General features: G+C 41.9%; 20 protein-coding genes. 10 read left to right on the top strand and 10 right to left on the bottom strand.

What is annotated here, in order from left to right:
* Positions 1–38 precede the first annotated feature (38 nt).
* Both NSU13_RS05280 and NSU13_RS05275 read right to left on the bottom strand, forming a co-directional pair.
* The gene (locus NSU13_RS05280; protein ID WP_034282135.1) at positions 39–407 is read right to left on the bottom strand and encodes a YisL family protein; all 369 of its coding nucleotides are present in this window, start codon (positions 405–407) and stop codon (positions 39–41) included.
* A gap of 92 nt (positions 408–499) precedes the next feature.
* Positions 500–1405, bottom strand: a complete 906-nt coding sequence (locus tag NSU13_RS05275; protein ID WP_070325686.1) for a fumarylacetoacetate hydrolase family protein — start codon at positions 1403–1405, stop codon at positions 500–502.
* 997 nt (positions 1406–2402) lie between these two features.
* Between NSU13_RS05275 and NSU13_RS05270 the strand changes: the two genes are divergently transcribed.
* The 8 genes from NSU13_RS05270 to NSU13_RS05235 all read left to right on the top strand — a co-directional run bounded on the left by NSU13_RS05270 (position 2403) and on the right by NSU13_RS05235 (position 5866).
* Complete coding sequence (locus NSU13_RS05270) at positions 2403–3497, top strand: CotH kinase family protein (RefSeq protein ID WP_041117067.1); 1095 nt, start codon at positions 2403–2405, stop codon at positions 3495–3497.
* Positions 3498–3619: 122 nt separating this feature from the next.
* Entirely contained in the window at positions 3620–3781 is a 162-nt protein-coding gene (locus tag NSU13_RS05265; protein WP_029707539.1) for an aspartyl-phosphate phosphatase Spo0E family protein, read from the top strand.
* Positions 3782–3906: 125 nt separating this feature from the next.
* The gene (locus tag NSU13_RS05260) at positions 3907–4128 is read left to right on the top strand and encodes a spore germination protein (protein WP_003211745.1); all 222 of its coding nucleotides are present in this window, start codon (positions 3907–3909) and stop codon (positions 4126–4128) included.
* Positions 4129–4142: 14 nt separating this feature from the next.
* Positions 4143–4376: a spore germination protein GerPB gene (locus tag NSU13_RS05255; protein ID WP_003210877.1), complete on the top strand. Its 234-nt coding sequence runs from the start codon at positions 4143–4145 to the stop codon at positions 4374–4376.
* A 30-nt stretch (positions 4377–4406) separates the two neighbouring features.
* A complete protein-coding gene (locus NSU13_RS05250) occupies positions 4407–5021 on the top strand; it encodes a spore germination protein GerPC (protein WP_041117065.1) in 615 nt (204 codons plus the stop codon).
* Positions 5018–5194, top strand: a complete 177-nt coding sequence (locus NSU13_RS05245; RefSeq protein ID WP_003210893.1) for a germination protein GerPD — start codon at positions 5018–5020, stop codon at positions 5192–5194. Before NSU13_RS05250 ends, NSU13_RS05245 begins: the two co-directional genes overlap by 4 nt.
* The gene (locus NSU13_RS05240) at positions 5194–5625 is read left to right on the top strand and encodes a spore germination protein GerPE (RefSeq protein WP_041117063.1); all 432 of its coding nucleotides are present in this window, start codon (positions 5194–5196) and stop codon (positions 5623–5625) included. The genes NSU13_RS05245 and NSU13_RS05240 overlap by 1 nt, the downstream gene beginning before the upstream one ends.
* A gap of 22 nt (positions 5626–5647) precedes the next feature.
* Positions 5648–5866: a spore germination protein gene (locus NSU13_RS05235; RefSeq protein ID WP_003211468.1), complete on the top strand. Its 219-nt coding sequence runs from the start codon at positions 5648–5650 to the stop codon at positions 5864–5866.
* Positions 5867–5913: 47 nt separating this feature from the next.
* Here NSU13_RS05235 and NSU13_RS05230 read toward each other — a convergent pair whose 3' ends face one another.
* Genes NSU13_RS05230 through addB form a run of 5 tightly spaced genes read right to left on the bottom strand, consistent with a single transcriptional unit; the run spans position 5914 to position 18018 of the window.
* Entirely contained in the window at positions 5914–6213 is a 300-nt protein-coding gene (locus NSU13_RS05230; RefSeq protein WP_034282144.1) for a hypothetical protein, read from the bottom strand.
* Between the two features lie 19 nt (positions 6214–6232).
* Positions 6233–9628, bottom strand: coding sequence for an SMC family ATPase (locus tag NSU13_RS05225; RefSeq protein ID WP_034282146.1), 3396 nt, complete (start codon positions 9626–9628; stop codon positions 6233–6235).
* The gene (gene sbcD / locus NSU13_RS05220; RefSeq protein WP_326135024.1) at positions 9625–10800 is read right to left on the bottom strand and encodes an exonuclease subunit SbcD; all 1176 of its coding nucleotides are present in this window, start codon (positions 10798–10800) and stop codon (positions 9625–9627) included. Before sbcD ends, NSU13_RS05225 begins: the two co-directional genes overlap by 4 nt.
* A gap of 26 nt (positions 10801–10826) precedes the next feature.
* Positions 10827–14531, bottom strand: coding sequence for a helicase-exonuclease AddAB subunit AddA (gene addA, locus NSU13_RS05215; RefSeq protein WP_342489911.1), 3705 nt, complete (start codon positions 14529–14531; stop codon positions 10827–10829).
* Positions 14509–18018 carry a helicase-exonuclease AddAB subunit AddB gene (gene addB / locus NSU13_RS05210; protein WP_342489910.1) on the bottom strand — a complete coding sequence of 1170 codons (3510 nt, stop codon included), beginning with the start codon at positions 18016–18018 and terminating at the stop codon, positions 14509–14511. Before addB ends, addA begins: the two co-directional genes overlap by 23 nt.
* A 152-nt stretch (positions 18019–18170) precedes the next feature.
* Between addB and NSU13_RS05205 the strand changes: the two genes are divergently transcribed.
* Positions 18171–18617 carry a ferritin-like domain-containing protein gene (locus NSU13_RS05205; RefSeq protein ID WP_034282153.1) on the top strand — a complete coding sequence of 149 codons (447 nt, stop codon included), beginning with the start codon at positions 18171–18173 and terminating at the stop codon, positions 18615–18617.
* Positions 18618–18813: 196 nt separating this feature from the next.
* Here NSU13_RS05205 and NSU13_RS05200 read toward each other — a convergent pair whose 3' ends face one another.
* The 3 genes from NSU13_RS05200 to NSU13_RS05190 are packed head-to-tail and all read right to left on the bottom strand — an operon-like array spanning position 18814 to position 20535.
* A complete protein-coding gene (locus NSU13_RS05200; RefSeq protein WP_034282155.1) occupies positions 18814–19224 on the bottom strand; it encodes a DoxX family protein in 411 nt (136 codons plus the stop codon).
* Between the two features lie 56 nt (positions 19225–19280).
* Complete coding sequence (locus tag NSU13_RS05195) at positions 19281–20120, bottom strand: M56 family metallopeptidase (RefSeq protein ID WP_342489909.1); 840 nt, start codon at positions 20118–20120, stop codon at positions 19281–19283.
* On the bottom strand, positions 20113–20535 hold the full coding sequence (locus NSU13_RS05190) for a BlaI/MecI/CopY family transcriptional regulator (RefSeq protein WP_034282159.1): 423 nt from the start codon (positions 20533–20535) through the stop codon (positions 20113–20115). The genes NSU13_RS05195 and NSU13_RS05190 overlap by 8 nt, the downstream gene beginning before the upstream one ends.
* Positions 20536–20801: 266 nt before the next feature.
* Here NSU13_RS05190 and NSU13_RS05185 point away from each other — a divergent pair, with 266 nt between their 5' ends.
* Entirely contained in the window at positions 20802–21947 is a 1146-nt protein-coding gene (locus NSU13_RS05185; RefSeq protein WP_034282161.1) for an AbrB family transcriptional regulator, read from the top strand.
* Positions 21948–21972 lie beyond the last annotated feature (25 nt).

The following is a 21972-nucleotide window of genomic DNA, read 5'->3' as shown; positions in this document are numbered from 1 at the left end:
AAAGGACACTGCTTCGTATAAGCAATGCCCTTTTTATATTAAAAGATATGGAAACCGATCGGCAGACGTAAACCGAGAAGAATGGTCACAATCGCAAATACGATAAACCCAATCAACACACCAGTCACCGATTTTCCTTTTTTCTTGCGCACTAGGACCATTTCCATGAAACCGATCACGAGGATACCGAGAATCATTTTTCCAATATACTCGCCCCCGAAACCTGGAATTTTCATTCCTGTGCGAACATACAATTCTACGCCTGTTGCGATAATGATCAAGTAGAATAAGCGAACGATCATGTGCACAATTTTAGCGCCTTTGTCGTTTTTACCTGCAAGAGCAAAGGCTACGAAGAATAAAATAATCCCCAGCACCCATGCTGTGATATGTAAATGTGTTCCCATTTGTGATTTCCCCCTTTATCAGAACAAGTACCTTCTCATCGTACCACGAAATAAGTCGAACACAAAGCGACAATCCTGTGTCATCACGCGCTTTATTTGACGTGATTTGTCAGCGTTCCAATCGGTTCAATTGTGATGTCAATTCGATCTCCAGAAGCTAAAAACTTAGGCGGTTCAAAGCCCTTCCCTACCCCAGAAGGTGTACCTGTTGCAATGATGTCACCCGCTTCTAATGTCATCCCTTTTGAAAGAGTGGAGACAATGTCTTCAATTGTGAAGATCATTAATTCCGTACTGGCAGACTGACGAACCTCTCCGTTTACCTTTGTTTCCACATGGAGCGCACCATGGTCCTCGATCATTGACTTATGAACGATATAAGGTCCTATCGGACAGGTAGCATCTAAGCTCTTACCAATGAAAAATTGTTTATGTTTTTTCTGCAAATCTCTTGCCGTCACATCATTTAAAATGGTGTAACCGAATATATAATCTTGGACCTCTTCAGGAGCAATGTTTTTCCCTGATTTGCCCATCACAATGGCAAGCTCTCCTTCATAATCCAGTTCACTGGTCACACCTTCATGAAGAAGAATGTCCGCTTCGTGTCCAATGACAGAAGTAGGTGCCTTTGTAAAAATCATCACGTCTTTAGGAATATCCGCCGCACTTCCCATCTCCATGACATGGTCTTGATAATTCTTTCCGACACACATGATGTTTTTAGACGGCTTTGGAATCGGCGCATGGAGTTTCACGTCCGAAAGCGGATATACATAAGAACCGCGGTCTTCTTCTTTTTTCTCAGCCCAATCAAGAAGCTGTCCTACATGTTCAACAAACTTGTCCCCCATTTTGATACACTCAGATAAAGAGTTCGGCAGTGTCTCAAGCTCAAATAATTTGGCTTCTGCCTTTTTGACGTCCATCACCCATTCATCATCAATGACTACCCCAATAAACATGCTGCTATGTATCTCACCTGTAAAAAACTTCATGTCTTCCCCTCACAATCTTCATTTCGCTAAGTTATGATGTCTCATTTTATTTCTCTACGAAATAAAAAAAACCCTTTTTTATCATACTCTCTTTTAAAAAGGGTTTCAAAAATGATGATTAAATGCTTAGCGGAAACGGCGGTACTCCCACATGTTCCCTTGATCCCATTTACGCTCAACATTTCCTCTATTTCTGGAACGATGCGACTTCTTTCCACATCTTCGGCAAGAGCGGCTGCGTTTATGGTGATGAGAACGTTTAGATCGATGGCTGCGGCGCGACTTTCGGCTCTTCTTATTGTGGGATCTGTGCTTGCTGCGATGTGACTTGCGGCAGCTCTTCTTATGATGAGATCTGCATTTGCTGCGGTGTGACTTGCGGCAGCTCTTCTTATGGTGCGATCTGCATTTGCTGCGGTGTGACTTGCGGCAGCTCTTCTTATGATGAGATCTGCATTTGCTGCGATGTGACTTTTTCGGTTCGCTCTTTTTGCTTCTGTAAGATTTTTTGCTTTTATATGACTTTTTACTCTTCATGCTTTTCTTCGAACGATAGCTTTTCTTAGAGCGATAACTTTTCTTTGAACGATAGCTTCTGTAGCTTTTTTTACTGCGGCGTGATTTACGGCGTCCACCACCGCCAAAGAACCAATGACCGCGACTTGAATGACGAGAACGAGCTGACTTATGCGAACGTCTCGATTCTGGTTCACGATCTAAGTGATGATCACGTCCCTCACTTCGAAGTGAAGCTACTGCATGTTCAATGTGTGAATGATCAAATGTACTCACGAACAATTCCCCTCCCAGTCTATCTTCGACAAAACAAACAGACAAAGCTGTTTATCTTCTCTGCTTTATGTTACGAGACTCGGTAGACAAGTGTTCGTGACGAATGCCTCTTTCCTTGAAAACTCCATGAATACCTACCAGCCGGTACAGGACATTCCTTCACTTTCATATCGTAAAGAAGAGCATATAGGAGGCTGATGAACATATGAACACAGAACCTTTAAAACAACTTGATATGTGGATTCATCCAAAGGACCTGATTGAATTAAAAAAAGACATTTGGAACGATGAACCTGTTGAAGCTATTCTAAAAACCGGCCAAACCAAATCACATATTTATGCTTCATACCGCGGATCGCACATTAGAAAGCTTAAGAAAAAGTCCTATCAAATTGAATACCGAAAGCCAAAACAAAGACAAGGCGAATCCATCTTTCATTTAAATGCAGAGTACAATGATCCGTCGTTTATCCGAAACAGGCTGTCCTTTTATTTCTTTGAGCAGATGGGGGTGCATAGCCCAGCCGCTTCTCATGTGTTTCTCACCATAAATGGAAGAAAGGAAGGGATTTATTTGAAAATAGAATCTGTCGATGAGTTCTTTCTTCAAAAACGGCAGCTTTCAGGAGGCGGCATTTATTATGCGGTTGATGATGACGCGAACTTCTCCCTTTTGAGTTCTTTTGATAAAAAACCAAAAAAGCACCTTCTTCTCGGATATGAGAAAAAAACGGGGACTTCTCAACATGATCAGCAGCTGAGCGAATTTATTTACTTTCTCAACACAGCGAAAGATGACACTTTTGCAGAAAAAATTGAACAATACCTAGATGTGACACAATATTTCCGCTGGCTCATCGGTGTGGTATGCACACAAAACTTTGATGGTTTTGTTCATAACTACGCCCTTTATGTAAATGAACAAGGGAGGTTTCAAGTACTTCCTTGGGATTATGATGCAACATGGGGTCGTGACATTCATGGAGAAGAAATGCCGTTTGATTATATCCCAGTAAACGGGTTTAATACATTAACTGCTAGATTACTAGATATCCCTTCGTTTAAAAGAGCCTATTACACACTTTTCCAGCATGTACTCGATACACATTTTGTAGAAGACCGGCTCTGCCCAATCATCGAGAAATGGCATGAATCGATTGAGGATCGAATTGGAGATGATCCATATACGAAAGGCCGAAAAGACATCTTGCAGTCTGAAAGGGACTTAATCCGGCAATATATCAACAAAAGACGACGTTATTTACAGACTGAGATCAAAAAAGAGATTTTTGGTACGTAAGAACACTTTCGAATTTTGTCACTTTATTACTCATATTGACGAAACAGCTTTTTTTATAGAAAAATAGGGTATACTAACCATATCCTTCTATTTGATAAAAAATGTGAGAGTTGGCGTCCGTTATGATCAATTATGAAATTGAACAAAAAAGATTACATTTAATTGAGACTGCGAAAAAATTCGGGATGAATGCCGAAGAAACAATCAGGTGCAGTCAAGAGCTTGACACACTCTTAAATAAAGGCATCAAATCCACCTCTAAAGATTGCTCAAAAAAAGGGTAAGCGATACATCTAATTCCTCTCATCAAAAGCTTTCAAAAAGACAATCACACATTAAAAGACCCATCATAAGCTATGGTGAAACGCCCAAAACAAGTGCCCTAATTTTATAAAGGATGTGCACCGCTATGCCGGCTATTGTGGGAGCCTTTAAAGTAAATGCCGTCGGAACGAGCGGAGTCGTTCATGTTGGAGACTGCATCACTATTTCTCCAAATAGTCAGGTTAAAACGTTTGCTGGCGCAGGCAGTTTTAATACTGGTGATCAATTGCGAATTAGCAACTACAAAAGTGTGACAAATACGTACGACAGTGATGTCATTGATCAACCGCTTGTTGGTAACTTGTAAGGAGTGAGGATCCGTTGAACTTCTATATTAATCAAGCGATACAAATTAATTATTTACGTGTAGAGTCTGTAAGTAACTCCTCTGTTCTGCAAATTGGGAGTGCTGGATCCATCAAGGCCCTTTCCAACCTGTATAACACGGGAAGCTACGTAGAAGCAGCGCCTGCCGCAGCAGGTACACAAGGAATTGAAGAATCTCAAGGCGCAAGCACAGCACCGTTTGTACCGCTTCAGTCACCAACAACTTAAGTCATCTGCAATCCCCGGAGGTGTATGTAAATGTATGATTATCAGAGCAACGCTTCACAAGTATATGGCATCATTCAAAAACACTCGCAACAAATCATGATGCTTGAAAAAAGGCTTAACGAGCTTCAGCAGGAAATACAAATGATCAAAGATAAACCGACAACGAATATTGAACGGATTGATTATCAATTTGATCAACTGAAAATCGAACGGCTGGAAGGAACGCTGAATATCGGCCTCAATCCATCTGATCCAAACAGTGTTCAAAACTTTGAAGTGGGCCAAACAACAACCCCGGGAATTGGAATGATGCAGCAAGAAATGGCTGATCAATTTTTCAATCAAACACGGCAGCTTGTCGATGCATTTTTAAATGAAGAAGCCCCAGAACTTCTTGAAGAACTAGAACAGCGATATGAAGGGTCCCTCGATGAAAGCAACAAACACCATATCATTGAGGATATTCGCAAGCAAATTGACAGCAGGATCAAATACTATGCGGGACAGCTGCCACACCGGGAAGAAATGACACCGCTGCAGCGTTCAGAGCAAATTGCTGAATATGTGAAGCATGATGTAAAGCGGGCGATTGAGCACTTTTTAGCCCATATTCCAAGTGAAACGAAAGGAGAGGAAAACGGATGAATTTCACAGTTGTCAACCGCAACATCGAGACCGGAAGCATTAAAGTAGTCGGGGTTTCGTCCTCTTCCCTGTTTATCATCGGGGACACAGACCATGTACAATTATCCTCGATTTTCGATACACCGCCAGAATCACTGATTATTGGCCCGTTTGTTCCTCTGGCACCTCGATAATGATCAAGCGCACATCTAAAGTGAAGTTCTCAAAGGTGAATTCTGTCGGGATTTCGAGTGTGGTTCAAATTGGTGATACACAAGAGCTGTGCCCGGCAGTCAAGGTTTTAGCTGTTCAACGAACCATTAGTTTGTTTTATGGCTATGAAGCGGAAAATTTAGATGCGAAAGAATTTGAAGTGTATTATGAGCCCATTCCATTGATGCTGCCAGAACGATCAGTGAGAACGGCATTTTACCATGAAAAGCCTGTGATTAAAGTGTCTTCAATCCATGTAGAAGGGGTATCATCGTCCTCTGTCTATCAAATCGGCTCTACTTGTAGAATGAATGGCGTTGCGCGAGTGAAGCATATTAGAGAGCTGTTTAGCAATGATGAAAGTCCGCAAAACTCACAAATGGACCTACCTGCGCATATGATGGTGATATGACTTCGAATAAAGGATGTCGATTATGCCAGCAATTGTCGGACCCATTTACATTAACTCTATTTCTGGAGGCGTCGTAAACGTCGGTGACTCATTCTACCTGTCGCCTAAAAGTTCGTCAAAATCTGCTTTAGGCTCTGGAGCGGGGAATACCGGAGATTTCTTGATATTAAATAATGGCATTAGCGCCACCAACTATGTGGATCCTGACTTAAATGATCAGAATATGGTAGGCAATGCATAAAGCAGCTCCTCTACACCCATTTCAAATAGAGGAGCGCTTTTTTATGCTTATTTTTTTCTGCGCTGTCTCGATTTTTTCGTTTTGACCAGCTTGCTTGCCGGCTGTTTCCGAATCCATTTGATGTACGAAGCAAGCTTTTCATCCTGCCTCAGCGCATCAATTGTATTCAAACGTGCGGCAAGCTCCTGGTTTGTAAAGAGGGCATGTACTTGTTTATGACAAGGGATGCATAGGAAGGCAGTCGGTAAAAAAGCCCCGCCCTCTTCTCTTGGCGTTAAGTGATGTTCTGTGAGCAGGACATCTTGTCTTCCGCACATCTCACATAATCCAATTGTTTGCTTTGCCACCGTGTCATCACCTCAATATTTACATTAATTCCATTGAGACTGTTGTCCCTTTCCCGCTTGGATCTGCTGGATGGACAATCAGTTTTTTCGGCAGCCGCATTTTCAATTCTTCCACATGGCTGATGACACCAACAGCTAAGTTTTGAGACTGTAATTTCTCTAATGCGGTAATCACTGTATCGAGCAAGTCTTGATCAAGGGTACCAAAGCCTTCATCAAGGAAAAAGAATTGCAGCGGGAACTCACCTCTCAGCTGAATCTGCGCTGAAAGAGCTAGTGCAAGCGCAAGCGACGTCAGGAAGGTTTCCCCGCCGGACAAGCTGGACACTGGACGTCTGACACCGCCATTCGCATCATCACGCATGACAAAGCCGCCTTCTGAATCAACTTCAATCGCATACCTTTGTCTTGTCAAAATACCAAGACGGGCAGATGCATCACGACTGACACTTTCCAGCTGTTCTTCTGCTAAGAACTCAACAAATGTATTTCCTTTAAACACGGTTTGCAGCTTATCGAGCCGATCAATTTCTTGCTGCAGCTCCGCCAAGCGTTCATGAATACTTGCAAATCGCTGGTGATTCTCTTCCATTACACGCAGATGTTCATATGCAGAGCCGCTCATCACTGTTGCTTCTTCCAATGCCTTCTCTGCCGCTTCTTTCCTCAGTTGAATATCAGTCCACTGTTTTTCATCTAGTGACTCATCTTTCAGCAGCTCAGAAATTCGCTTTAAGTTTGCGGCACATTGCTTTCTTTTATCCTCAAATTCGTCAATTTCTTGTTTAACCGAGTGACGTACTGCCTGATTCATAAAAGCAGATTCAATCTCTTGAGGCTTATCAAAAGGAGAAGACTCCGATTCTTTAGCCCATGCTGCACTTGCTTCTTGTTTTCTCCGGTCAGCCTCTTGAAGCTGACGCTCACAGCTTGAAAAATGACTTTGTGCTTCACTAAAGAGCTCCTGCGCATGCTGTAATTGCTTGTACGATTGCTGTTCCATTTCATTGAGACGAGCAAGCGTGTGTTCAACCTCGATCAGCTCTTCAGAAATAGAGACAGCTTTCAATGGATATCTCCCTAAATCTGTTTCATATTGATAAATGAGCTGCTGCTGGCTTTCTAGCTGATGCGCTAGTTTATCAAGTTCCTTCTCTACATCATATATGGCTGTTTGCAGCTGTTCTTTTGCCTGCTGTTTTTCTTCCAAAAATGAAATACTTTTCTCAATACGCTCTTTATAGCCTTCCGCTTGCTGGTCCTTTTCGTCGATCTGCTTTTGCATCTCTTGTACTTGGTGCAATGTAAAGTGCGGGAAGGCCTGTTCAAATTGAGACGTTTGCTCTGAAAGCTCAGATTGAAGCTCCTTGATCAGCCCGTCTAATTCTTCGATACGCTGCTGATCAAATGTCATTTGATCTTTCGTCTTGCTTATCTCTGCTGCTTGATCGTATGTTTCATCCATTAAACGAGCTCGTTTACGTTCAACTTCTTGAATATCTTGTTTCAAGCCTTTCCATTCTTGCATGAGATACTGCAAGGACTCCGGCTTTTGCACTGCTTCTACTGCTGCTGCAACTTCCGCACCTGGAGCTTTCTGAGATAAAAAGGCAAACTGCTTTACTAATTGATTGGCGTGCGTTTCCAATAACTGCTTGGCGGCATACATGTCTCTTGTATATTCCTCTGCCTGCTTGAGCTCTGTGTCCATCCGTTGAATCACTTCATCGATTTGTGCCACTGTTTCTTCATGGTCATTGTTTTCCAATGCCTTTGGATCATGATGAATCGATCCACAAACAGGACATGGCTCACCATCTACGAGCTCTGCCGCTAATTCTTTTCTTAATTCTGCCGCCCTAACAGCATCACGCTGTTTTAATTTTGCGAGCTTCTGACTTTGTTCTCTTTTACTCCATTCTGTAAAAGCCCGTTCGAATTCACATACATAGAAATAGAGCTGTTCAATCGCTTGAAACGATTGGTCTATTTTTTCATGATGGTCTTTTTGCTGTTTTTGAAGCTTTTCATATGCTGCTGCGGTCTGTGTTGATCGCTTTTTGAGCTCCTCCATCTTTTGTTCTTCCTTGTGTATGCTTTGGTGTATTCTTTGAACATTTTCGCTTAAACGCAAAGCATCCTGTACACTTTTCCGTTCTTTTACAGAGACTTGTAATTGCTCCAGCTCACGCTTCAGCTGTGTTTGTTTTGCCAGTGCACGTTCTAACAAAGATTGGAGATTGTCTGCTTCTTCTTTTTTTTGTAATAATTGCTGCGCTGTATCGTTTTTTCGCTGTTCGATTGCCGTCTTTTCCTGAAGAGCCGCCTCTTTTTTCCGTTCAATTTCCTTTAGCTGAAGCAGCTGCTCTTTCTTTTGAAGAAGTTCTGGCTCAGTTTCTATTTTCTTTTGCCTTGCTTGCTCATAGTTCTGCGTCATTTGATCATAGATCGTTCGTTGATGCAGTAGCTGATTTTCTGCTTCCTGCTTCTCTTTTAATGCTTGAGAAAGCTGATTTTCAGCCTTTGTTAATGCATCCGCATAAGGCTTTAATGCCTCTGCCTGCTCAGCAATATGAAGCTTGGCCTTTTTTTCTTCCATTGATGGTGCCAGTTGATTCAGATGGTTTAGTTCCGTCTCATAGGCTTCTCGTTCCTTTTGATACTGCCAAATTGTTTGCGCCTTTGTAAAAGCAGTGAACGCTTCATCCCGTGCTTGTTTTTTCTCATGAAAAATAGCCTTTGCCTGCTCAGCCGCTTCCTTTGCCTTTGCGAGCGCCTCTGGGCCAGCTTCTCCTAAGCCATTCAGCTCAGCAAGCAGTTCATTTTTTTGTCCATACTGATTCTGCGCTTTTGCGCGCAAACGTTTAACGAGCTGATCCCCATACTTTTCCAGGTTAAACAAACGCTGTAGCATTTGTCGTCTATCGGCTCCTTTTAGGGAAAGGAATTCTGCAAACTTCCCTTGAGGCAGGACAACCGCTCGCGTAAAATCATCAATGGTTAACCCGAGTAATTCTTCTATTTTACGATTGACCTCACTCGCTTTATCTGCAAGAACTGTCTGTGTATCCCCAATTTCAATCAGACGGCATAGTGTCGTTCTGACTTTCATTTCATCTGCCCGCTTGAAAGCACGTTCGACTTTATAAGAAATGTGGTGTTCCTTTTGTAAAGCGAACGTAAAGGAAACTGACAGCTTCTCTTCCGCTTGGTTCAAAATACCATGTGTATTATTTAACGCACGTTCCACTTTGCCATAAAGTGCCAGGGTCATGGCGTCTAATATGGACGACTTTCCGCTGCCTGTCGGTCCAAAAATGCCAAACACACCTGCATCACATAATGAGCTAAAGTCAATTGTTTGTTCTTCTCTGAAGCTATGAAGTCCTTTAATGGTTAGCGTAATCGGCTTCAAGTCGCTTCCTCCTCTTGCATTTCATTGGCGAGCTCCAAAAACAGCTTGACTGTTTTTTCATCAGGAAGACCGCCGCCTGTCTGGCGCTCATAAAATTTCACGAACCGCTCCTCGATTGAGAGCTTTTCGGCTTGCTTTTGTTCTTCCATTTGCTGAAGTTCTTTAAATTTCGGTCTAATATGGACAAACCCGCTATGCTGCTTTCGGAGCTGATGGATCTCTTCTATGGAGAGCTGATCTGTTAAATGAATCTCTAAATCAATCCATGCCTGAAGATCCCGTTTTTCATCCAGCCACTCGTGCACTTGACTCAGTCCCTCAGTTGCCTTCCATTTCACAAGTGGTTTTCCGCTTGATAACAACACTTCTTTCCAGCTTGCTTTTTCATTAGGTTTTGCCTCTACAATTGTGACTGATTTGGCATATCCTGATTCAGAAAAGCTGTAAGCAAGAGGTGACCCGGAATAGCGGGCAATCGTTTTGGCACGCTTGATGGTTTGCGGGCGGTGCAAATGACCAAGGGCCACATAGCAGGCTGCTTCTGGCAGGCTTTCTGCCGCAACGGTATATGCACCGCCTACTTCAATCGGTCTTTCTGAATCTGTTTGACTTCCTCCTGCCACATAAATATGGCTCGTTGCGATATTGACCGTATCGGCTTGAAATTGAGTGCTTAAATGTTGGAACGCTTGCTGTATTTTTAAATTGTAATGATCGCGAAGCAATTTCTCTTCAAATGTTTCAGCCAGCACCTCGTTTAGTCTCGCTTCAGACGGATAAGCGAGTGCTGCAATGGATAAACGTTCACTTGAAGAAGGAACATCGACGCGGATGATGTCATTTGTCGGATAACCAATTAAATGAATCCCCTGATCATTAGTTAAAGGAGATGCGGCAGATAGTCGATCCGGATTATCATGGTTGCCTGAGATGACCACGACCTGACGTTTTCCTTTATCTGATAAGGCGGATAGACTTTCATAAAAAAGCTGTTCTGCTCTAGCAGGCGGATTCACTGTATCAAAGGCGTCTCCAGCCATGACAATGACATCAATGTGTTCGTCTTTTACGATTTGATTCAGCTCATCTAAAAACTGTGCTTGCTCATCAAGCCGGCTCCGGCCTTCAAGGGTTTTTCCTAAATGCCAATCTGCCGTATGCAGAATCCTCATGTGATTCACCTCTCATTCCGATACATTTATAATGAAATTTCTAAATTACCATCAAAGAAATAAAGAATTTTCTCCTCTAATGTTCTGTTTGTTAAACGTTCTACTGCTTTTGCATATAACGCTATTTGAGTTTCATAGCGCTTTTTCAATATAGGTACAGCTGCTTCAAGACCGTCTGTATATCTGCCTTGCACTCTATCTGTTTTATAATCTAGTAAATATAGTTTTCCATCCGTTTCAAACAAACAGTCAATCATCCCTTGAATAAGGACAGGCTCCCCCTCTGCATCAATATGGCTGTATACCTCTTTAACAGGTAACACCATACTAAATGACACTTCTCGTTTCACCCAGTCCGCTTTCCGCAGCTTTTGACCAATAGAAGTAGAGAAGAAAGCTGCAATTCCTTCTTGATCAATTGACTGGACTTGTTCATCTGTTAGCAAGTCTCGCTGCTGTAAGGAATCGAGCAGCTGATGTATACGGATTTCATCGAAGGGCTCGTCAGAAGGAAGCGCAATATGCTGCATGACTGTATGCATTGCGGTGCCTTGCTCTGCGGCAGTGAGTGTTTTTTTCTTCATGAAAGCCGGCCGGTCATACATCGTGGCACGGTCTTTTCGAAGAGAAGAAGGAACACTGTACTCATCCTGTATTTCTTTCATTCTTTTTATCTCGGAAACTGACTGCTTTGTGCCGACTTGTGAGGCCGCTAGGTATGGGTATCTCCATGAAAGTCTCTCTGCTACTTTCTCATCAGCATCACCATATTTTTCAACAGGCAGACCTTCCATCAAAGCTTGTACCACCTCGTCCTGCTGCTTCTTTTCAAGTGACATATCTTCTTTTAGAAGATCGGAAGCTTGAGTAAATGAGATCGTGAATGCTGATGGGTGTGACAGAACAACATCACCTGTTTCTTCTAAAATAGATGACATTGCTTGGTGGCGGATGAGAGCAGGACCAATAAAATCTAAGTATGTTTTCGATTGATAACGTTCAAAATCAGGGAGGAGCCAGTCCTCTCCGGTTGCAGCATTTTGCCATTTGCTTAATGCCTTCACCTGATTTTTGACAGAGCCGACCAGAAATAATTTCTCCTTAGCCCTTGTGAGCGCTACATATAGAACTCTCAGCTCTTCAGATAATAGCTCTTTCCTCATCTTTTTTTTCATCGCCACAAGCGGTAATGTTGCATAGCTAATTCTCAGCTCTGGATGAATATATTTGCTTCCAAAGCCTAATTCTTTATCAAGCAAGTAGGACTGGTTTAAGTCCATCATATTAAAGTTTCTGCCGAGTCCTGCGGTAAAGACGACTGGAAATTCTAATCCTTTACTGCTGTGGATCGTCATCATGCGAACAACGTCCTCTGTTTCACTGAACGTTTTTGCCGCACCAAGATCATCTCCACGCTCCTGCATTCTTTCGATAAAACGAAGAAAACGGAACAGCCCTCTAAAGGCAGCTTTTTCATACTGCTTCGCTCGATCATAAAGAGCACGGAGGTTCGCCTGTCTCTGCTTGCCTCCAGGCATCCCGCCAACGTAATCTAGATACTGCGTATCGCGGTATACTTCCCAAATCAATTCCGCTACTGAATGATTCATGGAGAAATCACGCCACTTACGCAGCAACCTGAAAAACCGTTCTAGTTTTTTGCATGTAGGGTGATCTGAATGAGTCACACTCATAAATGCCTTCACAGCATCATAATAAGTGCCTTTTTTATCACTCGTGCGAATCAGTGCCATTTCATTTTCGTCTAAATGAACAATTGGTGATCTTAATACAGCTGCAAGCGGGATATCCTGATATGGATTATCGATGACTTTTAACAGAGAAAGAATCACAGACACCTCTGTTGCTTCAAAATAACCGGAGGAAAGATTCGCATACACAGGGATTCCCTGCTTCTTCAATTCCTCCATCATTTGCGGAGCCCAAGGCATGGAGCGAAGTAAAATCACAATGTCCCGATACTGCAAGTTACGGGTCATTTGCTGTTTTGCATCGTACACTTGAAATGGCTGCTCCACCAATTCTCTTATTTTTTTAGCAATGACTCTCGCTTCTAGTTGTACGGTCTCTAGTTCTTCTCGCTCTTCGTCAGTTTCTGCTTCCTGTTGATCTAAATGTACAAGAAGCATTTCTGTCGTTGTATCTTCGCTTTCTGGATAACTAGCTCCAAGCTTTAATTCAGCTTGTTCATCGTAATCAATTTCTCCAACTGTTTCCCCCATCAGCTGTTTGAACAAAAAGTTCGTACTGTCTAACACATCTGAACGGCTGCGGAAGTTTTTATTTAAATCAATTCTCTTCCCTGTTTCTTTGCCGTCTGGTGTAAATTGTTTATATTTGTTTAAAAAGAGCATAGGCTCAGCCAGTCTAAAACGATAAATGGACTGCTTTACATCACCAACCATAAACAGGTTGCCCTCTGCAGCATGTTCCCCTTTAGATACAAGCCTTAAAATCGTTTCCTGTACAAGGTTTGTATCCTGGTATTCATCAACGAGCACTTCTTCAAACTGCTGTTGATAGTACTTGGCCGCTTCTGTTTCAATCAAATTTCCTTCCGCGTCCTGCTCTGCTAAAATGCGTAAGCAATAATGCTCTAAATCCGAAAAATCCACGATTGATTTTTCTTGCTTCGCTCTTTCGAAACGCTGTCCAAATTGGATGACAAGCTCCACAAGTGTTTCGATCACCGGCTTCATTTCAGCTAAACTTTTCAAATGCTGGGCGGGACTGCGCATAAAGTATTCATCTTTGAGCTTTTCTAATTGTTTTTTTGCTTGATTGCGTGCATCTGTGGCTTTTTCTAACAGCACAGGGTCATATTCGTCCCCTTTACATGTTTTGAGCCTTTTAAAATTGATGTTTGGCAAAAGCTCGTAAAGCTTCTCAAAATCATCTTGGTGCCTGATTAATTCATTGATCTGCTCTAAATCATCTATAAAATTTTCTGCTCTCGGCGCGGGGCCACCCGGTTCTTTTGATAGGGCGAGAGCTCGTTCGAGCAGTTCAAGACAGCTTCGAAAAACGAGAGAAAGGTCCTCTTTGATATATGGGTAAAACGGTAATTGTTCTACTTTTGTTTGAGCATCTACATCATAAAGAGAAAGGAATGCCCTCATCCATTGTTCAGGTGAAGGATGAGATCTGGAAAACTCATAAATTCTCTTCACAAGCCATTGCAAATCTAAATCATGACGGTCAGAAGTGTAACGATCAACCAGTTCAAAGAACGCTGGCTTTCCAGCCTTATATTCATCCTCAAACAGTTCATCTAACACTTCATCTCCTAATAATTCTCCTTCTGTTTGATCAGCCAAACGAAAGCCTGGATCAAGGTCAATCTCATAGTAAAAGGTGCGCAAAACCTGCAAACAAAAGGAGTGCAGGGTGGAAATATTGGCACGATTCATGAGCGACAGCTGTCTTCTCATATGAAGGGACCCGGGGTTCTTAGCTAATTCCTTTTCAAGTGCTTCTGTGATCCGATGCTTCATCTCTGCCGCAGATGCATTTGTGAAAGTCACAACGAGCAGACGATCCACATCAACTGGATCTTCAGGACGGGTCATTTTTCGAATCAGCCGTTCAACCAAAACAGCTGTTTTACCTGACCCTGCCGCCGCCGCAACAAGGATATCTTGTCCTTCTGAAACGATGGCTTCCCACTGGTCATCCGTCCAAGTACTGTTATTCGGTTTTGGTATTTGCATACTGATCCCCTTCTTTTTTGATCCGGTCTATCACAACATCATCCTTTTCAGATGAAAGCACTCTAAATTCATTATCCTCTATCGATTCATCAAATTGGCAAATAGACTTAAATGAACAAAAGCGGCATGGTGTTTGATCCTTCAATTTATATGGATTAATCGCTACCTCGCCATTTGTAATTCTTTCGCCTGCCTCTTCAAACGTGCGCCGAACATGCTGTGTGAGTATATGGAAATGATCTTCACTTAAAACAGCAGAGTCAGAACGGAAAGACCCATCCTTTTTCAAGCCAGCTTGAATGACTTGTGATCTTCCTGATTCAAGCGTTTGATCCATTAGCTTTACCGCTTCTACATCTTCAAGCAAAAGACCTTTCATTTTAAATTTCTTGAATATTTCCTGCTCGATTTCATCCTCTGCAAGCGGAATCGGTGCTTGAATGAGCGGATCATGAATATGGAAATATAAAATGCCAGCTGGCGTTGCTTCTACACCGAGCCACTCCTTTGAATACGTAATCGTCAGGTCTAAGTATGTGAGCATTTGCAAGGCCAGCCCATAGTATACTTCTGCTAGATCAAGGCCTTTCTCACTCGATTTGTAGTCGACGATTCTCAACAGCAGCCCTTTTGAACCTTCTGCTTTATCCACCCGGTCAATTCTTCCGACAAGCTCCATCGTGCAGCCATTTTTCAATTGAAAAGTAAACGGCGGAAGTGGCCCTTGGCCGCCAAAGCCTAACTCAAGCCCAACGGGAGAAAATCCACTCACTCTTGCATGCTCACTTAATATAGAAGAGACTCGAATCAAGATTTTCTGGAGCTTTTCTTTAATATAAGCATGCCGGTTAGAGCTTAATAGGATTTCCTTTTGAAGACGCGGTGCAAGCTGTTCGATTGCATGTCTTGAATAGTTGACACAGTCATCCTTCGTTAGGTTTTTCCAATCCTTTTTTTGTTCAACAAGCGTATCTGAAATATGCTTTAAGGCCGAGTGAAACAGCTGGCCGATATCGGGTGCTTCCAATTTATAAAATTGCCGGTCCTTTAGTTTTAACCCGTGGGAAGCAAAGTGAGAAAATGCACACGCATTGAATTTCTCCATTCTTGAAACACTGCCTTGAATGTGATCACCATAAAGTTCTTTTGTGACGTTTGGTTTTAAGCGCTTCGCTCGATTTGTAAAAAACAAACTCGACAAGATGTTTTTTGATACATCCCGATGAGATGACGTCATCAAATAATTATAGACACTCCACCATACACCACTGATGGGGTATTGGTTGAGCCATTGCTGCAGCTGCGAGACAGTATACGATAACGAGACATGCTCATTCGCTACAAATTTTAATTGCTCCTTGTCATCCAGCTGTTCCGGGTCTAACACATACAAAGCATGCTCATGATTTGGCATAAGCTCCTGACAATACTTGATAAGAGGCGAAGGCAATAGAGAGCGCCCCTCTTCATCTGACACTGAATAAGACAGATACAAATGATGAGATGGACTCGACAGCGCCTGGTAAATTAAAAATTGCTCATCTAGCAGCCGTTCTTTTCCTGTCTCTGCGAGTTCTGCTCCTGCTCGTTTTAACCACTCCCGGTCATCCTCAGACAAAACACTTTCGTCAGAAGGACGTGCGGGAATAACGCCATCATTTACCCCAATGATAAACATACACTTCACTTGATACATTCTCGATAAATCCATACTTCCGATAAATACTTGGTCGAGTGAAGGCGGAATTAAAGCGAATTTTAAAGAGGCCAATCCTGTATCCATCATCTGTTGGAATAAAGGAAATGAGAGCTCCTCCCCACCGAGCATTTCAACAAATTCATCCATTAATTGAATAACAGCATCCCATACTTGTCCATGCTGCATGGCTTCAGCTAATCTACCTGCTTCTTCAGCTTCCAGCCTAGCCTTTTCAAGTTTATCCGGCACTTGTATTTCCTCTAAGAAGACATAAACTGCCTCTACCATGTCTTTTACCTTTTGCGCTTTTTTCAGCCTTTTTTGCAATTGGAAAAGCGGCGGTGCGATCCATTCCTTTACATCATTCAGCATCTGTTCCATTTCAATTTCTTGATCTGTTTGTCCAAAATCCTCATCTAAGGATTGGAATCGCCTGTAATGGAAACGGGAACCGTTTGTCCAGCGTTCTCCTTTTACACCATAAGCAATACAGTAGTTTTCAAGCTGGTCTGCCTGTTCTCTCGCTTTGTTTTTGGCAAGTTCGAGCGGAAATAAGAACTCTGTCTTCACGCAGCGAAACACGGCCTCATAACGCCAGTTTCCTTTTATGACATCCAAGCTTGAACGAATTAATTCAATGAGCGGATGATACTGCATCGATTCATTTCCATCAATAAAAAATGGAATATCGTAATCTCGAAAAACCTCTTTTAACGTATCTTTATAGTCGTCTACATGCCGCGCTACAATCGAAATATCTCGCAGTCTAAGTCCTTCTTCTCTCACTAAATGAAGAATTTCTCTCGCTACTCCCTCAATTTCAGCTCGTTTACTCGCACTTTTAGACACTGTGAGATGAGGGGTTATTTCCTGATATGGCTTCACCGGTCTCTGCTCATATTGCCGTTCTAAATAAGCAAGATCCGGCGTATGAAGATGACGGTTATTTTTCTCCAAAATGTGCTCAGAAATGGACGCGCCGCACTCTTTAGCAAGCTGATAGAGCTGGAAATACGTTTTACCTGTCATACGAAATAAATCAAGTTCATTTGGCTGTTTATCATGATAGGAACGATCCACTGTGAAAGCAGCCGTTATTTTCTCAGCATGCAGCAGAAGCTGTTCAATGACGAGAAGCTGCTGCGGTGTAAATTGATAAAAACCATCTATATAAATGTGTGCTCCTTTTATTTCATCAGATAAAGGAATTTGCTCCGTGAGAAGCGTCAAATAGTCTTCTGAGTGCACATATTCATCTTGTAAATGCTGCTCCATCTGCTGATAAAGAACATGCAGATCATGCAATTTCTCGGCTGCCCGTCTTTCTTCTGTATACTCTGAATGCATGCTCGATAATGAAATTTTTTCAATATCCTCAGGCAGCATGCAATATCTCTTGAACTCAGCCATCGTCTTTTCGATTTGCTCGACAAACCCCGGCTTATCACTCGCTTTTTTGAATACCTTAAACTTTTCTTTCTCCTCTTCAATCACTTTTCTTAAAAGCATTTGAATTCCTGTGCTTGTCACAAATTGCCGGTTCGCTCCGCCAGTCTGCTGTAAAATAGACCAAGCAAGACGCGTGAAACTAAATACTTTGGCCCTGATCATCCCGCCAGCTTCAGACGTTTTTGCAAGCTCGTATTCCATTAAGAATGTCATTTGATCCGGGACTAAAAAAATGATTGGCGGACCCAACGGATCAAGCCGAAGCTGTTCTTTGATTTCCTCTAAGATTGCAGTCGTTTTTCCACTCCCCGATCTGCCTGCTAAAAACTGAATCTCCACGCTCCACAACACCTTTCTTATGTACTCATATTCTAGCGAAAATAAAAGTAAATAGCTATTTTCCCCTTCTCCTTCCTAAAAAGATATAGGCACCTTTCCTTACTCTTCTCATATCATAAACCATCATGAACTCAAAGGAGGCTGGCAATATCATGTATTACGGTTATTACGACTACCCGCCATATGACATGCGCCAAAACACAAGAATCATTTCAGACCTTGAAAAAGCAATCAATGGTGAATATTCTGCGATCCAATGCTACGAAAAACTTGCTCAAAGAGCAAAAACTCCTGAGGCAAAAAAAATCATTCAAGAAATACGCCAGGATGAAGTCAGACACTATCAACTATTTTCAAAGCTGTATTATTCTTTAACAGGTAAAAATCACAAACCAAGCGTAACAGAACCTTGTCCAGATCAATTTAGAGAAGGGCTTCTTTTCGCATTTAAAGATGAACAAAGAACGGTCGATTTTTACTTAACGATATCAGATTATGTCCGGGATCAAGGAACAAAAGAGCTGATGAAACGTATCGCTCAAGATGAACAGCAGCATGCGGTATGGTTTTTATATCTTTTAACGCACCATGTGTCTTAGATAGTCCTATTTTAATAGGAGATCGTATGTTCCGTCAAAAAATGAAATCGGCTTTTTGTTCATTCAATCTATCAAATAAAATACTATTCTCAATAAATCCCTCATCTCTTTCACTTTTTCAAACGTGAAAACGACAATTTGAGAAATAAAAAAACTCCTCTGCCACAAATAGCAGAAGGAGTTTTTTCATGATCGTTTAATGAAATTTTGCTTCATTGCTTTGCTGCTGATGTTTTAGCAACCCATCAATGGACAGCATCTTACTGCCGCTGAGTGTTAAATAAAGGGCCATGACAAGCAGCGATAGTTCAAATTCATAACCGCCAACAAATCCTTTAGAAAAACCAACCGTAATAATCGCCACAGCCATAATTGGTACAAATAATGCTGCGAAAATACGTGTTCCTAGACCTAAAATCAAGGCGATACCACCGACCAGCTCAATTGTCTTTACAATATAGGCCATAAATTCCGGTACACCGATTTGTCCAAAGAATGCCGCTGTTCCCCCCAGACCTCCTTGATATGCCTGAAGTCCGTGTAGAAAGAAGATAATACCTAAAATAACACGTACAAAAAGTGTTCCTATTTCTTGATTCGTTTTCATATAGTGATTTCCTCCTGTTTTTACACTACATAATGTAATGTTAATAAGTAAAAAAATTAGTAATTTAGGTTAAGCATAATCATTAAGGCCACCATGAGAATGGTTGATGTGACAATGGGAATGATGGGTACATTGAAAGGAATATTGTATGTTGGATTTAAGATCTTCTGTATTCTTAAATTCAATGCCCGATCTCCAAAGGATACCGCAAACTTCGTTTGTTTTTGAAACTGCGTTCTCTTTTTAATCAGCTTCAAAAGGGCTTGCCCTACTCCAAGCTCAGTGCCTGTCTGCCGAATCGCATAGTCATCTGCGATCACTTCACGAAAAACGGAATAGCTTTGTCTCATATGCTTTAACACTGGAATGTACCAAATAACTTTTGTGAGCATTGAGAATGTGAAAGCCTTTAAAGGATCATAGCTGTATTTGTGGTGTAATTCATGATAAACAACAGCGTCAATCTCCTCTTCATCCAGCACGTCCATGAGAGACGTTGATAAGTAAACCTTTGGGTGAAGCATCCCCATGGCAAAAGCAAGCGGTTCATGACAATGAAACACAATGATGTCATTTGCATATTTCTCAGATAAAGATTCGGTCGAGTTGTAATCGACTGCAAGCATCAGATTTTGCTTGAATTGAATGTACGTTTTGATTTGCTTCGTCATATAGAAAATCGCAAATCCCAGTGTGTAGAGGACTAAAGCATCTAGAAAATATTTCAAAGGAGTGAATCCATAGAATTCGAGAACAGACTGGCATACATGAATAAGATTATATGCTTGATTCCAGCCAAAAAAGCTTGAAAGCACGTAATAACCCATCTGATAAAAAATCGTTAAACCAATCAATATACCGCCTAAAAACAGCAGGCTCGATTTCATTTTATTCATTTTGCTGCTCCTCTTTTTTGGATGCCAGCCTTGCTTCAAGCACTTTGAGTAATTCAGGGTCAGCACTTTCAATTGCATCCACCATATGATTCACTGCCAGTGGACCAAAATCGTCCATCAGCCCTTGGGTAATCCATTTTGTCTGCTCATTTAGAAATTCTTCTTTTGTTAAAATGGGATTATAAATAGATGAACGCCCTTTTGTTTTCTTCTCGACAATTCCCTTTTCGGTTAAGCGGTTCAGCACAGTCATCACCGTGTTGAAATTAATCGGCTTCTCATCTGACAGCTTCTGCTGCACTTCTTTAATCGGCATACCCTCACCTTGATAAAGGATCTCCATAATCCTTCCCTCTAAAGGACCGAAAAAGCGATTCAATCCCTTTTCATTATATTTAAAAGAAGGAATTTTCATGTCATCACCTCACACTAAGGATTGTAGTGTAATTGAAAATGATAGTCAACAGATAACCAAAATAGGGGAAAATCGTTGCATATTACCTTGCTTCTTGGTAAAAATTACGAACCTATTTATATCAATAGGCAATCTGATTCTCGATAAGATAATCTTATGAAATTGGTAAAAAAATTCGTATTTTATTTATAGAGACTTTTGTATTATAGTGAAGATAACAACATTTCACTTACTGAACAAATTTATAGGAAGAAGGTTTACATGTGATGAAACAAGGAAACAGCCTTCGAACCGATCTCATTTTGATCGCGATAAGCGGTTTAGGTGGATTTCTTTTGTCTTTAACAGGAATGTCTATTGGCTGGATGATCGGAACATTAATCACGGCTGCATTTATTGCCATGCGACGCCCCGCCCTGTTTCAGCGTAAAGGAAACAACACCTTGCGTATCCACAGCAGATGGCTACTCCTTGGTCAATTTATTCTCGGAATCGAACTCGGACAGAAAATGAACATGAAAGTTCTTCATATTTTCACTGAACATTGGCTCCCTGTGAGTTTCATGCTCGTTTTTTCTATTCTACTGGCGATGCTCTCTGGCTTTGCCTTATGGAAGCTGAGTAAAACAGATATGCTGACCAGCTTTGTCGGAACAGCACCAGGCGGTTTATCTGCTATGCCAGGGATTGCCCAAGAGGTTGGAGCAAATACAGCCGTTGTCAGTCTCGTACAAACAACACGTGTATTAATGGTGGTACTCACCATCCCATTTACGGTGTTCTATTTAAATACAAAAAATCCAGCGGATGCAGCTGCAACCGTGCAAGGGAGCGCCTTTTCATCCGGCGTTTTCACCCTGTCAAATATCTCGTGGAGTATCGCACTTATTTTAGGTGCCTGGCTTATGTCACGCCTCGCGGTTCGTCTTCATTTCCCTGCCCCTTGGCTGATTGGCAGTATGTTAGGAGTTGCAGCTCTTCAAGTAGGTGCAGGTGCTCTCATAGGTCATGATTTGATTCCTTACTGGCCAGCACAAGCGAATATCGCGTCACAGGTATTTCTAGGTGCAACCATCGGTTCAAAAATGAATAAACAGATGTTTGTCGGGCTAAAAAACACGTTAATTGTGGCCGTCGTCAGCTCAGCTGGACTGATTGCTGCAACGGTTCTCAGTTCAATTGCCATTGCAGAGGTCACAGGCATTTCTGTCATTACAGCCATTCTTGCCTTTTCGCCTGGCGGTATTGCAGAAATGGCAACAACAGCAGTCACACTCCATGAGGACTCAACCTTTGTAGTAGCTGTACAAGTCGTTAGAATCATTCTTGTCATTGCGATGCTGCCACCGTTTTTTCGATTCTTACATCATGTCTGGGCAAAAAGACATCCTGAATATAAAGCCGCAAAATAAAAAAAGAGACGCTTTGCATGTGCAG

The organism is Bacillus sp. FSL M8-0049, from assembly GCF_038593355.1.
GTDB classification, from domain to species: Bacteria; Bacillota; Bacilli; order Bacillales; family Bacillaceae; genus Bacillus; species Bacillus safensis.
This window is presented reverse-complemented; position numbering and strand designations above follow the sequence as displayed.